General features: G+C 68.1%; 14 protein-coding genes. 7 read left to right on the top strand and 7 right to left on the bottom strand.

Features of this window, described 5'->3' with window-relative positions:
• The first annotated feature begins 173 nt into the window (after positions 1-173).
• Genes RMP08_RS10340 through RMP08_RS10330 form a run of 3 tightly spaced genes read left to right on the top strand, consistent with a single transcriptional unit; the run spans position 174 to position 2,399 of the window.
• Positions 174-1,241: a M23 family metallopeptidase gene (locus tag RMP08_RS10340; protein WP_310468915.1), complete on the top strand. Its 1,068-nt coding sequence runs from the start codon at positions 174-176 to the stop codon at positions 1,239-1,241.
• A 55-nt stretch (positions 1,242-1,296) separates the two neighbouring features.
• Positions 1,297-1,626, top strand: a complete 330-nt coding sequence (erpA, locus tag RMP08_RS10335; protein ID WP_310468914.1) for an iron-sulfur cluster insertion protein ErpA — start codon at positions 1,297-1,299, stop codon at positions 1,624-1,626.
• Positions 1,626-2,399, top strand: a complete 774-nt coding sequence (locus RMP08_RS10330; protein WP_310468913.1) for an exodeoxyribonuclease III — start codon at positions 1,626-1,628, stop codon at positions 2,397-2,399. The genes erpA and RMP08_RS10330 overlap by 1 nt, the downstream gene beginning before the upstream one ends.
• A gap of 1 nt (position 2,400) precedes the next feature.
• Here RMP08_RS10330 and RMP08_RS10325 read toward each other — a convergent pair whose 3' ends face one another.
• The 3 genes from RMP08_RS10325 to RMP08_RS10315 all read right to left on the bottom strand — a co-directional run bounded on the left by RMP08_RS10325 (position 2,401) and on the right by RMP08_RS10315 (position 5,285).
• Positions 2,401-3,369 carry an N-acetyltransferase gene (locus tag RMP08_RS10325; RefSeq protein WP_310468912.1) on the bottom strand — a complete coding sequence of 323 codons (969 nt, stop codon included), beginning with the start codon at positions 3,367-3,369 and terminating at the stop codon, positions 2,401-2,403.
• Positions 3,370-3,561: 192 nt separating this feature from the next.
• Positions 3,562-4,311, bottom strand: coding sequence for a sterol desaturase family protein (locus RMP08_RS10320; RefSeq protein ID WP_310468948.1), 750 nt, complete (start codon positions 4,309-4,311; stop codon positions 3,562-3,564).
• A 176-nt stretch (positions 4,312-4,487) separates the two neighbouring features.
• Positions 4,488-5,285, bottom strand: coding sequence for a LytTR family DNA-binding domain-containing protein (locus RMP08_RS10315; protein ID WP_310468911.1), 798 nt, complete (start codon positions 5,283-5,285; stop codon positions 4,488-4,490).
• A 178-nt stretch (positions 5,286-5,463) separates the two neighbouring features.
• On the opposite strand from RMP08_RS10315, the gene RMP08_RS10310 reads away from it, so the two are divergent.
• Positions 5,464-5,958, top strand: a complete 495-nt coding sequence (locus RMP08_RS10310) for a hypothetical protein (protein ID WP_310468910.1) — start codon at positions 5,464-5,466, stop codon at positions 5,956-5,958.
• A gap of 83 nt (positions 5,959-6,041) precedes the next feature.
• Here the strand turns inward: RMP08_RS10310 and lptG are convergent, their stop codons facing one another.
• Positions 6,042-7,139: an LPS export ABC transporter permease LptG gene (gene lptG, locus RMP08_RS10305; protein WP_409049788.1), complete on the bottom strand. Its 1,098-nt coding sequence runs from the start codon at positions 7,137-7,139 to the stop codon at positions 6,042-6,044.
• Entirely contained in the window at positions 7,136-8,332 is a 1,197-nt protein-coding gene (gene lptF, locus RMP08_RS10300; RefSeq protein ID WP_310468909.1) for an LPS export ABC transporter permease LptF, read from the bottom strand. Before lptF ends, lptG begins: the two co-directional genes overlap by 4 nt.
• A gap of 125 nt (positions 8,333-8,457) precedes the next feature.
• On the opposite strand from lptF, the gene RMP08_RS10295 reads away from it, so the two are divergent.
• The 3 genes from RMP08_RS10295 to RMP08_RS10285 are packed head-to-tail and all read left to right on the top strand — an operon-like array spanning position 8,458 to position 10,845.
• Positions 8,458-8,949 carry a DUF2141 domain-containing protein gene (locus RMP08_RS10295; RefSeq protein ID WP_310468908.1) on the top strand — a complete coding sequence of 164 codons (492 nt, stop codon included), beginning with the start codon at positions 8,458-8,460 and terminating at the stop codon, positions 8,947-8,949.
• Positions 8,949-9,923, top strand: coding sequence for an acylglycerol kinase family protein (locus tag RMP08_RS10290; protein WP_310468907.1), 975 nt, complete (start codon positions 8,949-8,951; stop codon positions 9,921-9,923). Before RMP08_RS10295 ends, RMP08_RS10290 begins: the two co-directional genes overlap by 1 nt.
• 1 nt (position 9,924) lies before the next feature.
• Entirely contained in the window at positions 9,925-10,845 is a 921-nt protein-coding gene (locus tag RMP08_RS10285) for a hypothetical protein (protein WP_310468906.1), read from the top strand.
• On the opposite strand, the gene RMP08_RS10280 is transcribed toward RMP08_RS10285, so the two are convergent.
• Both RMP08_RS10280 and RMP08_RS10275 read right to left on the bottom strand, forming a co-directional pair.
• The gene (locus RMP08_RS10280) at positions 10,802-12,784 is read right to left on the bottom strand and encodes an ATP-binding protein (protein ID WP_310468905.1); all 1,983 of its coding nucleotides are present in this window, start codon (positions 12,782-12,784) and stop codon (positions 10,802-10,804) included. The genes RMP08_RS10285 and RMP08_RS10280 overlap by 44 nt on opposite strands.
• A gap of 48 nt (positions 12,785-12,832) precedes the next feature.
• The coding region (locus tag RMP08_RS10275) for an aminotransferase class I/II-fold pyridoxal phosphate-dependent enzyme (RefSeq protein ID WP_310468904.1) at positions 12,833-13,704 on the bottom strand (872 nt) is incomplete at its 5' end.

Raw genomic sequence — 13,704 nt, 5'->3', positions numbered from 1 at the left:
CCGCAGGACGGAACTAGCGGTTGAATTTGTTAACCAGCCCGGGTCAGTCTCCCCTCAGCCGGCTCGCGATGGGCAAAATCGTGTCGCTGGCGGGGGCTGGGGAGCTCCTCACTAGAGAGATTTTTCAAGCGTGCGCTTTGCTGCGTGCCGCTGCGACTGGGAGCTTTGACTTCATGGCTAAAGCGTTGACCGCTTCATTCGCTTTGTTCCGCGATCGGGAGCTGTTCATCCATGACGGCTCGAAGCTGCGCCGGTTCCGCCTTTCCGCGCCGGTCCAGGCCGTGTTCTTCTTCGCGCTTCTGGCCCTGGTCGGCTGGTCCGGTTTTGCCGCCGCGCAGATGCTCACTGGCGGGGCGGCGATGCCGCGCGATGTCGCCGTCGTGGCGGCGGCCGCCGAACTCCGGGTGCGTCAGGTCGAGCAACGCCAGGAAATGCTCACCGCGATCCTGGCCGGTGAAGTGGTCGATCCCGCCGCGTTCGCCGACGCCGCGGATTCGGCGAATTTGCCCGACAGCGTTGCGGCACCCTTGGCCCGCGTCGAAGGCGCGCAGCTGGCCCAGGCCGCTCTCGCTGCCCGCGCGCTCGATGCCCGCTACCGTTCCGCCGCCGCTGAATTGAAGCGGCTTGGCCTGACCCCGGCGCGCCTCGAGCGCGGCATGGGCGGCCCGTTCGAAGCGGCCGGCAAGTCCGACCCGACCTTCAAGCAATTGTTCATGAGCTGGAAGAAGCTCGACAACCTCCAGAACGGCGCCATCGCCGTCCCCTCCGACAAGCCGGTCAAGACCGCCGCGTTCACCAGCGGCTACGGCGTCCGCTCCGACCCGTTCGCCGGGCGCGCCGCGATGCACGCCGGGATCGATTTGTCGGGCCCGGTCGGAACCCCGATCTACGCCACCGCCGACGGCACTGTCAGCGACGCCGGCTACAACAGCGGCGGCTACGGAAACCTGGTCAAGATCGACCATGGCCGCGGCATCGAAACCCGCTACGGCCACTTGTCCTCGATCGGCGTCAGCGCCGGCCAGCGCATCCGCCGCGGCGAACTGATCGGCCGCATGGGCTCGACCGGCCGCTCGACCGGCAGCCACCTCCACTACGAAGTCCGCATCGACGGCCGCGCGGTCAACCCGATCCCGTTCATGAAGTCGACCGACTATCTGGTCGCCATGCAGCGCAACGCCGGCAGCCATGCGATGGACCAGGTCGCGCTGGGCGGCCCGACCGGCGCCCGCAAGCGCTGATTGCCCAACTGACGATCGCCTTGCCGCTGAGGCGGCTCATCCCTATCTCGCTCGGGTGAGCGAACCCATTTCCCTGACGGCCAGCGCCGCCAAGCGCGTTGCCGCAATTGCCGCCAAGCAGTCCGTGCCGGCGATCCTGCGGCTGTCGGTCGACGGCGGCGGGTGCTCCGGCTTTACTTATCGCTTCGAGCTCGCCGAGGCCGCAGAGGCCGGCGACGCGACTGCCGAGACCGACGGCGTGAAACTCGTGGTCGACCCGGTCAGTCTCGACCTGGTCAAGGGCTCTGCCGTCGATTTCGTCGAGGACTTGGGCGGGTCCGCGTTCAAGGTCACCAATCCCAACGCCGCCTCGGGCTGCGGCTGCGGGTCCAGCTTCTCCGTCTAGTGAAAATCGCGACGTTCAATGTGAACGGCATTCGCGCGCGGCTGCCGCGCCTGCTCGAATGGCTGGCGCGCGAGCAACCCGACGCGGTGTGCCTGCAGGAACTGAAATGCGCCGACGATGCGCTGCCCGTCGCTGACATCGAGGCGGCCGGCTATGGCGCGGTGTGGCACGGGCAGAAGGGCTTCAACGGGGTTGCCATCCTCGCCCGCGGGGATGCGCCGGCGCTGCGCCGCGTCGGCCTGCCGGGCGATCCCGACGACAGCCACAGCCGTTATATCGAGGCCGAGGTCGCGGGGGTCATCGTCGGCTCGCTATACCTGCCCAACGGCAACCCGGTGGGCACCGAGAAATTCGAGTACAAGCTCAAGTGGATGGAGCGCATGCGCGCCCACGCCGCCGAGCTGCTCGCCGCCGAGCGTCCGGTGGTGTTGGCGGGCGACTGGAATGTCGTGCCGGAAGATCGCGACGTGTTCTCGGTCCGCGCCACCCAGCATGACGCCTTGCTCCAGCCCGAGACGCGCGCCGAGTGGCGCCGCATCGTCAATCAGGGCTGGACCGATGCATTGCGCGCGCTGCACCCCGCCGAGCCCAAGCTGTATACGTTCTGGGACTACACCGCGGGCTGTTGGCAGCGCGACGCGGGGTTCCGCATCGACCATTTGCTGTGCTCCCCCGAGGCCAACGACCGCCTGCGCGGCGCCGGGGTCGACCGCTGGGCGCGCGGCGAGGAGAAAGCCAGCGACCACGCGCCGACCTGGGTCGAGCTGGCGTGAGCTAGGCGAGCGCCTTTTCGTAGATGCGGTAGACGTGGTTGACCTGAGCGGCGGGCAGCTCGGCGATCGATACCATTCCCTTATTGTCCTCGAGGATCCAGCCGAACTCCCCGTGGGTGGCGCCGTAGTTGGTGACCGCGGCGCGGCGGATGGTCTCGATCAGCATGAACGCAAGTTGGGTCGCGAGCCGCGTGTTGTGGAGACGCTTGGCGACCCCCATCAGGGGCACGCGGACGCGGCGCACGCGTGGGCGCCGCAAGCGCCATAGCAATTTGGCCCAGCCGAACGGGAGCAGGCGGCCGTCGAGGTCGCGGATCAGCTCGTTGATGTCGGGTAGGGTGAGCATGAACGCAGCGGGCTCGCCATCGACCTCGGCGATCAGCACTAGGTCCTCGTAAATCACCGGCTTCAATTTTTTGCCGGCGTAGGCGATCTCGGCCGGGGTCAGCGGCACGAACCCCCAATTGTCCGACCAGGCGTCGTTGAGCAGGCCGAGGATCAGCGCGGCCTCGGCGTCGAACTTGCTCTTGTCGACGCTGCGCAGGCGGATGCGCGGGTTGCGCTGGCCGGCGGCGACGATGCGGTCGGCGAGCGGGTCGGACCAATTGGCGATGTCGACCGCGTAGGTCAGCAAATCCTTGGCCTTGGCGTAGCCGGCGGCTTCGATCCACGCCGCATATTCAGGGCGGTGGTGGCCCATCATCGCGGTCGGGGCTTCCGCGAAACCGGATATTTCGAGGCCGGGCTCATCCCAGATCGACAGGCTGACCGGGCCCAGCGCGCGGGTCATTCCCTCGCCGCGCAACCAATGCTCGGCGGTGGCGATCAGCGCCGCGGCGGCCTCGCCGTCGAGCGCCTCGAACATGCCCCACTGGCCGGTTCCGGCGCCCATCTGTTCGAGCACCAGCTGATCGACCTGGGCGCTGATGCGGCCGACCACTTTGCCGTGGCGCTCGGCGAGCCACAGCATCGCGCGGGCATGGCCGAACCACGGGTTCTTGTTGGGGTCGATGAGGGCGTGGACCTCGCTCTTGAGCGGTGGGACCCACGCCGGGTCGTCGCGGTAGACCGCCCATACCAGATCTACGAAGGCGCGGCGGTCGGCCTTGGATTGAACGGGCCGGATCGTCAGCAGGTCAGCAGCCTTCCGGGGCGCGGTCGATCAAGCCGCGTCGCGGCGGCGCGGGTGGCCGGTGGCGACGCCGCCCGACAGCTCGGCGACCTTGGGATAGATCCGCGCGACCTCGGGCGTGTAGCCCAAGTTGAACACCGTCGGGCTTTTCGCGGGGCGCTCGGGGCGGGCGTAGAAGGTGCCGAGCACGCGGTCCCAGAAGTAATTGGTGATCCCGAAATTGCCCGTTTCATCGTGGAAATGGTGCGCCATGTGGCGCTTCTTCATCTCGGTGATCAGCTTCAATTTGGGCTTGTAGGCGAGGTGCTGGATGCAGTGCACGAATTCATAGACGCAGGTCGTCACCAGCCCCGCCGCGAACGCCGCCGCGGCGCCGCCGGTGCCGCCGATGGCATAGCCCAGCGGCAGCGTGATCAAGGCGATGGTCGGCAGCGTGGTGTGCAGCGCGCCGAACAAGACCTCGAGATGGTTGGGGTCCTGGTGGTGGTCGTAGTGGATGCGCTTCCACGTCGCCGCCAGTGCCGGCACCTTGAACATCCAGCGCGAGTGAAGCACCCAGCGGTGGAGTGCGTACCATACCAATGGATAGGCCATCACGGTCAGGCCGGCGGCGAGGAAGGTCTGCAGCGCGGTCGCGGGAAATGCGAACCATACGCCGACCGCGGCGATGCTGAGCGCGATGTAGGCGATGATCGCGGGATATTGGAAATAGGCCACCCACAGCTCGCCGAGCGTCATCCGGTCGAGGTAATGCGACCGTTTCCAGATCTGCTTGGGCATGGCGTCGGAAGTCACGAATCGTCCTTGAAAAGCGGCAAAACCGGCGGCCCCGCACCGCCAACCGACCCCAAGTGGGGGCGCAATGCGGCACTTTTTAGACAGTTCGGGTGAATTTTGTAAGCGGCGGGGTCTCCTTGCCCGCCGATTTGCGCTCTGAATACGCGCGCATGGCGCGCTTAAAGCCCGCTAATGTCCCGTTCGCGGCGGTTGTCCGGGTCACCGGCACTGCGCGCATCGGCGAACCTTGCCTTGGCGGCCGCCGCGAAGGTTCGGCCGACGGGGACTTCGGTTTGGTTGGTCAGGCAGAGGGACAGCTTGTGCCCGTCGCTCCGCATGGCCGCGACGGCGGCCTCGGCGACCCACCAGCGACGGTGGACCTGCGCGCCGAGGCGGGGGTCGAGCAAAGCGACCGCGTCGGCCATCCGCATCAGGATAAGGGCGCTGCCTGCGGCGGCGTGGACGCGCAGATAATGATCCTCGGTTTCGAGCGCGAGGATGTCGCTGCCGATCGCCGGCGGTAGCCTTTTTAGCAATGTGGATGGGAAGGCGGCGGGGGACGTCTGTGCAACTCGCTCCGGGGGCAGCGGCGCGCGGCCCTGGTCCTCGGCGCCATCGGCTGTGCGCGCGGTGGCGGTTGCCGCGAAGGCGACCAGCAGCTGCACCGCCGCGACGCCCCAGAACAGGCCGAACAGTTGCGCGGGCGTGTAGAAGCGGCCGGGCTGGATCAGCGACATGGTCCACGCCACGACGAAGGTCATCGGCAGCGCGGAGAGCAGGGCGACAGCGGCGATGCGGAGCGCGCCGGGGCGCAGCCTTGATCGCGGCAGCACCGCGTCGGCGGCGAGCGCGGCGACCACGCCGGCCGCGGTCAGACCGAGCCAAAAGGCGTAGCGGGTCGCGGTGGGGAACGCCGGGTAGGAACCGAACGGGCCGGCGAAGCCGAGCAGCAGGCCGACCGCGATCGCGGCCAGCAACGGCCTCCATCTCGACTGCGAAAGCCGTTGGCGCTGCGTGAACTGCATACTTCCCGCATTGGCGAAAAAGCGCAGGCTATTGGCGAAAATCCGGCTTGTCGATGCGGCGCGCTCGGTGGATTTCGCCATTCCCGGCGCCACCCGCGCCCCACCGCCCTTTCAACCTGGAGACATCCCGATGAATCGCTTGCTGGCGCTTGCCCTGGCCACCGCTTTCGCTGCTACCACCTTCGCCGCCACCGCCTGCGTCGCCCCGGCGGCGGCGGCGGCACCGTCCGCCCAGTCGATCGCGCTCAACTGCAACACCGGCGCCGCGGCGGCGGGCGGCGAGGCGCCGAACCTGCACGGCCATTGGGATTTCCTGATGGTGCCGCGCGGGACGCCGAGCTTCGGGCTGATGTCGATCGGCTTCGTCGGCGCCGATTATGGCGGCTCGCTGGCGCCGGTCAGGACCGCGCCGGTGGTGGTGCGCCGCATCGCGGTGACCGGCAACCGCGTCGCCATGGTGGTCGCCTCACGCGAGGGCGATGTGCGGTTCGACGGGACGCTGTCGGCCAAGGGCGACGTGATGTGCGGTACGGTGACCTACCACGGCGGCGAAACCTTCCCGATGATCGCGCACAAGCGGCCTTCGGCTTACCAGTCGCCGTCGCAGGCCGAGCGGGCGCGGTGAGGGGGACTTTTCTGCGATCCGCGGTGGCCCCACCCCCGCTCGCCTGGCGGCGAGTCGCCCCTCCCCTCGAGGGGAGGGGATGGCTACTCCTCGCTCTGAATTAGCACCGTTTCGCCGATCAGCAGGAACAACAGGAAGGGGGCCCAGGCGGCGATGATCGGGGGGTAGGCGCCGACATTGCCCATCGCCAGGCTGAAATTGTCGGCGACGAAGTAGGCGAAGCCCAAGGCCATCCCGATGGTGGCGCGGAGCAGGACGTGGCCTGAACGCGCGAGGCCGAACGCGGCGACCGCGGCGAGTAGCGGCATCAGCAAGGTCGACAGCGGGCTCGAGATCTTGTGCCACAGCCCGGGCTCGGCCTCGGCGGTGGGGCGGCCGGCGCGCTCCATCTGGGCGATGCGCTCCCGCAAAGTGAAGAAGTCGACGAGGTCAGGGTCGGTGCGGGCGAGGGTGAACTGCTCGGGCTCGACCCCGGCCAAAGCGCGGATCTGCGGCTGGCGGCGGACGAGGTTCATCTCGGCGTCGTAGATGCGCACGTTGGAGAGCGTCCAGCCGGCGCCCTCGGGGACCGCGCGCTCGGCCTCGACGATGCGCGCGAGGATGCCGCCCTCGCGCTCGTAGATGGTCAGTTTCTCGGCGTGGAAGCGGGCTCCGGTGCCGCCGATGTAGCGGGCGCGGACGAGGTCGCCGCCGTGGCGCACCCAGACGTTGCTGCTGATCGCGCTGTCGGCCGGGACCGGGCCATAGTCGTTGTCGCTCCACGCGGTCACCGCGCGCGCCGAATTGACCACCACGGTCTCGTTGAAGACGAAGGTCAGGCCGGCGATGGCGAGGCTGGCGACGATCAGCGGGGCGAGGATCTGGTGGGCCGAGATGCCCGCCGCCTTCATCGCGATCACCTCGCTGTGCTGGTTTAATCCGGCGAACGCGATGAGCGTCCCGAGCAGCACCGAGAAGGGCAGGAAGCGCGCCGCGAGCAAAGGCAAACGGAGCATCACGTAGCGCCACAGCTCGGCGTCGCCATTGCCCTCGACCTTGAGGATTTTTCCGGATTCTCCGAGCAGGTCGAGGGTCATCAGGATCAGCACGAGGGCGACCAGCACCGCCAGGCTGCGGGTGACGAACAGCTTGACGGTGTAGAAGGCGATTTCCCGCGAGGGGAAGAATTGCAGGTTGATCATGCGCGGCTGGCCGCCGGCAGCAGGCGGCGCAGCGAACGGCCGACCTGGGCAAAGGCGCGCTCGAGCGCGGCGATCGGCTGGCCGCCGGGGCGGTGCGCGATGACGTGGTACATCCAGAAGATCAGCGCGACGAAGATCGCGAACGGCACCCACATCGCCACCACCGGGTCGAGGTCGCCGCGCCCGGCGGCCTGCTGACCCCATTGGTTGATCTTGTGATAGGCGACCACCATCACGATCCCGACGAAGATGCCGAGCGACGACGAGCTGCGCTTGGGCGGGACGGCGAGCGCGATGGCGAGCAAAGGCAGCATCAGCATCATCACCACCTCGACCAGGCGGAAGTGGAGGTTGGCCTGGGCCTGGCGGCGCTGGCGCGGCTCGCCGCCGTCGCCGTAGCCGACCTGGACCAGTTCGTGGAGGGTGAGCTCCTCATGCTCCTTGCCGCGGCCGCGGAAGGTGTCGACCGAGGGCAGGTCGAACGGCAGGTCGTAGCTGTCGAAGGCGAGCGTGCGCGGGGTCGCGAATTTCGGCGAATCCTGGACCAGGCGGCCTTTTTCAAGGCGGAACAGGATGGTGTCGGGGTCGTCGGTCGAGAGGAAGCGGCCGTGCTCGGCGGTGGCGGTGACCGAGGTGCCGCTTTTGTCGTCCAACGCGACGAAGATGCCGTGGAGCTGGGTGCCGTCATTCTCGCTGCGGTCGACGCGCAGGGTGATGCGCTTGCCTAGCCGGTTGAACTCGCCGACCTTGACCGAGGCGCCGAGCGCGCCCGAGCGGAGGTCGAAGCGCAGCCCTTCATAGCGGTAGCGCGAGTAGGGCTCGATGTAGCCGACGATGGCGATGTTGAGCAGCATCAGGACCACCGCGAAGATGTACGGCACGCGGAGCAGGCGGGTGTAGCCGAGCCCGACCCCGCGCATCGAGTCGAGCTCGGACGACAAGGCGAGCTTGCGGAACGCGAGGAGGATGCCGAGCAGCAGGCCGATGGGGATGCCGAGCGCGAGATATTCGGGGAGCAGATTGGCGAGCATCCGCCACACCACGCTGACCGGGCCGCCCGCCATCACCACGAAATCGAACAGCCGCAGCATCTTGTCGAGGACCAGCAGCATGGCGGCGAGAATCAGCGTGCCGAGCAAGGGGACCGCGATGGAGCGCGCCAGATAGCGGTCGATGAGCGACAGGCGGCGCAATTTTGGTCGTTCCAACACCATGATTTGGCCGCAAATTCGGCCGACAACAGCATATGGGCGGGCAAATGCTCTTGTCGAAAGGGCGCCCGCCCGTCTGCGTCTATAACGAACCGGTTGGTATAATCATGTCGAAATCGCACCTCCTGATCGGAGCCGCCCTGCTTGCCGCGGGCGCGACCGCGGCGCGGCCGGCGATCGTCGGCAAGGATGCCGCGGCGTGCACCTCGGGCAAGCCGGCGATGCTGGTCAGGGTCAGCGGGTTCAAGCGGCCGACCGGGATCCTCAAGGTCGGGGTCTACGAGGCCGACCGCTACCTCGTGCGCAAGGGAACGGTGCGCAAGGTCAAGCTGCCGATCCACTCGACCGGGCCGGTCGACGTGTGCCTCGCGGTGCCCGGGCCGGGGCGCTATGCGGTGGCGGTCCACCACGACCTCAACGCCAATGGCGAAAAGGATCGCCAGGACGGCGGCGGCTATTCGGGCAACCCGCGGCTGTCGATCACCAATTTGAAGCCGTCGTTCAGCCGCACCTCGGTCAGCGTCGGCGGCGCGCCGCGGCGCGTCGGGGTCGAGCTGCAATATTTCAAGGGCCTCGCGATCCGGCCGATCAACAGCTGATGGGGCGGCCGCGGATCGCCTTGCTGTCGAACCCCAAGTCGACGGGCAACATCGCGCAACTGTCGCGCATCCGCGCCTTGTGCGACCAGCATCCGGACATTTTCCACTACGAGGTCGAGCGCGCCGAGCAGATCGGCGATGCCTTGAAGACGATTGCCCGCGTACGGCCCAAGATGCTGGTCATCAACGGCGGCGACGGGACGGTCCAGGCCGCGCTGACCGAAATCCACAACGGCGGCCATTTCGGGGACGAGCCGCCGCCGGTGGCGGTGCTGCCCAACGGCAAGACCAATCTGATCGCGATGGACCTGGGCGCGCAGGGCGACCCGATCGTCGCCCTCGAGCGGTTGCTCGGCCTGGCCCAGGCCGACCTCGCGCCGCATATCGTCGCGCGCGAGCTGATCGCGCTGCGCTGCGACCCGCACGGGCACCCGGTGATCGGCATGTTCCTCGGCGGCGCCGGGCTCGCCGACACCATGCTCTATTGCCGCCACAAGATTTACCCGCTGGGCCTGCCCAACGGGCTCAGCCACGCGCTGACCGCGGTCGCCTTGCTGTTCCGCATGCTGTTCCGCCTGAAGGCCGATTTCCTCCCGCCCAACCCGTCGCATCTGCAGGTGTCGGTGGCGCGCGGGGGGCGGCTGTCGGGGCGCTTTTCGCTGCTCGCGGTGACCACGCTCGAGCGCATGCTGCTGTCGAGCGAACTGGGCGGGGTCGGGCACGGGCGGATGAAGCTGGTGGCGATCGAGGAGCGGCCGGGCTCGTTGCTGAAAGCGCTGTTCGCGGGGCTGCTGGGCAAGCTCGGCAAGGACAAAGTGACCGGGGTCCATTTCGAAGAGGCCGACGAGATCAGCATCGAGGGCGACCGCTCCAATTTGATCCTCGACGGCGAGATGTTCCAGGCGACCCTCGGCCAGCCGGTGGTGCTGCGCCGGGCGCGGCCGTTGTCGTTCGTGCGCCTCGCCGCGGTGTGACATGAGCGCGCTGCGCGAGCTGGTCGCGGCCGAGCTCGGCGCCGCGGTCGATCCCCAGGTTTCCAAGCTGGCCGAAGCGATCGCGCGGCGTCACGGCGACGCGTCCCGCGCGGTGCTGTTCTACGGCTCGTGCCTGCGCGAGAAGCAGCTCGATGGGCTGATGCTCGATTTCTATTTGATCGTGTCCGACTACCGCGCCGCCTACGACCGGCGCTGGCTGGCGCTGGCGAACAAACTGGTGCCGCCCAATGTGTTCTATCTTGAGAAGGATGGTTTGCGCGCGAAATATGCCGTGCTGAGCGAAGGCGATTTTCGCCGGGAAGTCGGTCGTTACGCGCGCAGCACCTCCGTTTGGGCCCGGTTCGCCCAACCTTCGCGGTTGGTGTGGACGGCGAACGCGGCCGCTGCAGAGCGCGTGCTCGAAGTGGTCCAAGACGCCGCGCCGACGCTCTTTCAATACACCATGCCGATGATGGCTCAGGATCGCGATCACAGCATTACAGACATCTGGAATTGCGGCTTCGAGTTGACCTACCGGGCGGAATTGCGGGCGGAGCGCGCCGGGAAGGCCGCGTCCATCGTAGACTCTGACCGGGGCCGCTTTGAGAGCTTCGGCCAGGCGTCGCTTTCTACCATAGCAAGATTGACCGGCGTGGGGCCGAATGGTGAGGTCGCGAACCTGATGGCTCCGGACCAAATGGCGCGATGGTGGCGCCGTACGCAGCTGAAAGGAAAAGCGTTGTCGGTGGTGCGGCTGGCCAAGGCCAGCGCGACGTTCGCCGGCGGGGTCGATTACATCGCGTGGAAGATCAACCGCCACGCCGGCACCGATATCCGCATCAAGCCGTGGCAGCGGCGCTGGCCTTTGCTCGCCGCGATCAGCCTTTTGCCGCGCTTGCTGAGGTCCGGAGCCGTGCGCTAGGCGGCCGCGACAGCGCCGCGGCGACCGCGCCGGCGAGCGCGCTGACGGTGAACGGCTTGCGCAGCAGCTCGTGGCCGACGAGGTCGTGGGTTTCGCCCTCGCCGACATAGCCGGTGACGAACAGCACCGCGAAATCGTCATGCGTCGCCTTCAGATTGCGGATCAGCTCGGGGCCGGTCATCTCGGGCATGATGACGTCGCTGATGACGAGGTCGAACTGCTGGCCGGCGAACAAGTCGATCGCCTCGGCGCCGCTCGAGCAGGCGACCGGCTCGTAGTCGAGGTCCTCGAGCGCCTCGACGGTCGACGAGCGCACGCGCGGGTCGTCCTCGACGAGCAGGATGCGCGCGCCGGGGACGGTGGTGTCGAGGTCGCTGCGCTGGGCCGCGGGGTGAAGCGGGACCGCGGTCGCCGCGGCGTCGGTGCGCGGCAAATAGATCGACACCGTGGTGCCGTGCCCGACCTTGCTCTCGATCCCGACCTCGCCGCCCGACTGGTGGGCGAAGCCGAAGATCTGGCTGAGCCCGAGCCCGGTGCCCTTGCCGACCGGCTTGGTGGTGAAGAACGGCTCGAACGCGCGCTCGCGCACCTCGTCGGTCATCCCGCAGCCGCTGTCGCTGACCGAGATGCGGACATAATCGCCGCCTTGGATGTCGCCGACCTGGTTGGCGGCGAGGGTGACGTTGGCGGTCGACACGCGCATCATGCCGGTGCCGTCCATCGCGTCGCGCGCGTTGACCGCGAGGTTGACGATGGCGTTCTCGAGCTGGTGGGAATCGACGTAGATCGGCCACGCGTCGGCGGCGATGTCGATCTCGACCTGGATCCGCTCGCCCAAGGTGCGGTCGAGCAGGTCGGACATGCCGGCGACCAGCTCCGAGCTGTCGACGCGCTCGGGCAACAGCGGCTCGGAGCGGGCGAACGACAGCAAGCGGCGGGTCAAGGCGGCGGCGCGGGTGGCGCCTTCCATCGCGTTGTGGAGGTGGTTGAGCACTTCGCGGCGGGGGCCGTTGAGACGGCGCCGGGCGAGGTCGATGCCGCCGACCACCACCGCCAGCATGTTGTTGAAGTCGTGCGCGATGCCGCCAGTCAGCTGGCCCACCGCTTCCATCTTCTGGACTTGCCTGAGCTGGGCCTCGGCCGCCTGGCGCTCGACCGCTTCGGCCTTGAGCGCCTCGTTGGCGGTGAGCAGTTCGCGGGTACGCTCGGCGACCGCCTGCTCGAGCCCCTCGGCACGCTCGAGCTGGCTCTCGGCGAGGCGGCGGGCGGCGGCGTTGAGGCGCAGCGCCTGCACCGCGACCACGCTGAGGAAGATCGCGGCGGCGCCGACGATCAGCCCGAGCCAGCTGAGGTAATCGGTCAGGCGGTCGGCTTCGGCCGAGAAGATCTGGGTTTGCGCCATCCGCTCGCGCAGCAAGGCCCGCTCGTTGTCGGCGATTTCGGACAGCTTGGCGCGAAGCGCCGGGCCGGTCGGTGACAGCGCGGCCGAGTAATAGAGGTTGATCGCCCCCGAGCCCTGCCTGCCGGCAGCCGCGCGCGCCGCCGTCGCCAATTCCACGCCCCGTTGCTGGTACAGCTGGCGCAGGTCGCCGACGCGCGTGCGCTGTTCGGCATCGCGCGCCACCAGCCGGTCGAGCTGGCGGATTTGGTAACCGGCGAGGCGCCACTGATTGTAATAGATGTTGCCGCTGGTCTCGACCTTCTCGTCGAGCACGAAGCGGCCGAGCGCCGCTTCCGACTGCGAAATCGAAGCGTCGACGGTGCGCACCAGCAGGGTCACGTCATAGGCATGGCGCTCGCCTTCCAGCGCGTCGTCGCGGGCGCGGTTGGAGAAAGCGACCAGGACGACCATCGCGAGCAGGATCAGCGTGGCGATCAGCGCGCCGGCCGCGGCCCCGCCCCGGCGCCAGTCGAAGCTGATCTCTTCCTGCGGCGTCATGAAGTCAGTCTAGTCGCTCATGGCGAGCGGTGGAAGGCCGCGCGCCGGTCAGGCGATGACGCCGGTGGCGCGCCCGGCGGCGGCGAACATCGCGAGGATGTCGCCGACCTGCTCCGTGCTATGCTCGGCGCACAACGAGCAGCGCAGCAGGGTCATCCCCCCGGGCGTCGCCGGCGGCCGCGCCAGATTGACGTACAACCCCTCGTCGAGCAGCGCCTGCCAGATCGCGATGCCCTGCTCGAGGTCGGGCAGGATGACCGCGATGATCGCCGATTGCGGGGTGTCGGTGCCGAGCGTGAAGCCGAGCTGCTTGAGGCCGGCGTGGAGGCGCTGCGAATTCTCCCACAAATGCGCGCGCTTGGCGGCGCTGTCCTTGAGCTTGCGGATCGAGGTCGCGGCGGTGGCCACCACCGACGGCGGCAGCGAGGCGGTGAACACGTAGGGGCGGCACACCAGCCGCAGGATCTCGAACTTCGGGTGGTTGGAAACGCAGAAGCCGCCGACCGTGCCGACCGACTTGGAGAAGGTGCCGATGATGAAGTCGCAATCGTCGATCACGCCCTGCGCCTCGGCGACGCCGCGGCCATGCTCGCCGATGAAGCCCATCGAGTGCGCCTCATCGACCAGCACCATCGCGCCATGGGCCTTGGCGATGGCGACCATCTCCTTCAATGGCGCGATGTCGCCGAGCATCGAATAGACGCCCTCGAGGATGACCAGCTTGCCGGCGCCTTCGGGGATGCGCTTCAAGCGCTTCTCCATCGCCTCGATGTCGTTGTGGCGGAACGGCACGATCTGCGCGTTGCCCAGCGCGCAGCCGTCATAGATGGAGGCATGGCTGTCGATGTCGAGGACGATATAATCGCCCTTGCCGGCGATGGTGGAGATGATGCCGAGGTTGGCCTGGTAGCCGGTCGAGA

Source organism: Sphingomonas sp., from assembly GCF_031426035.1.
Classification (GTDB): domain Bacteria; phylum Pseudomonadota; class Alphaproteobacteria; order Sphingomonadales; family Sphingomonadaceae; genus Sphingomicrobium.
The sequence above is the reverse complement of the archived record's forward strand: the minus strand, read 5'-3'. Positions and strand labels throughout refer to the sequence as shown.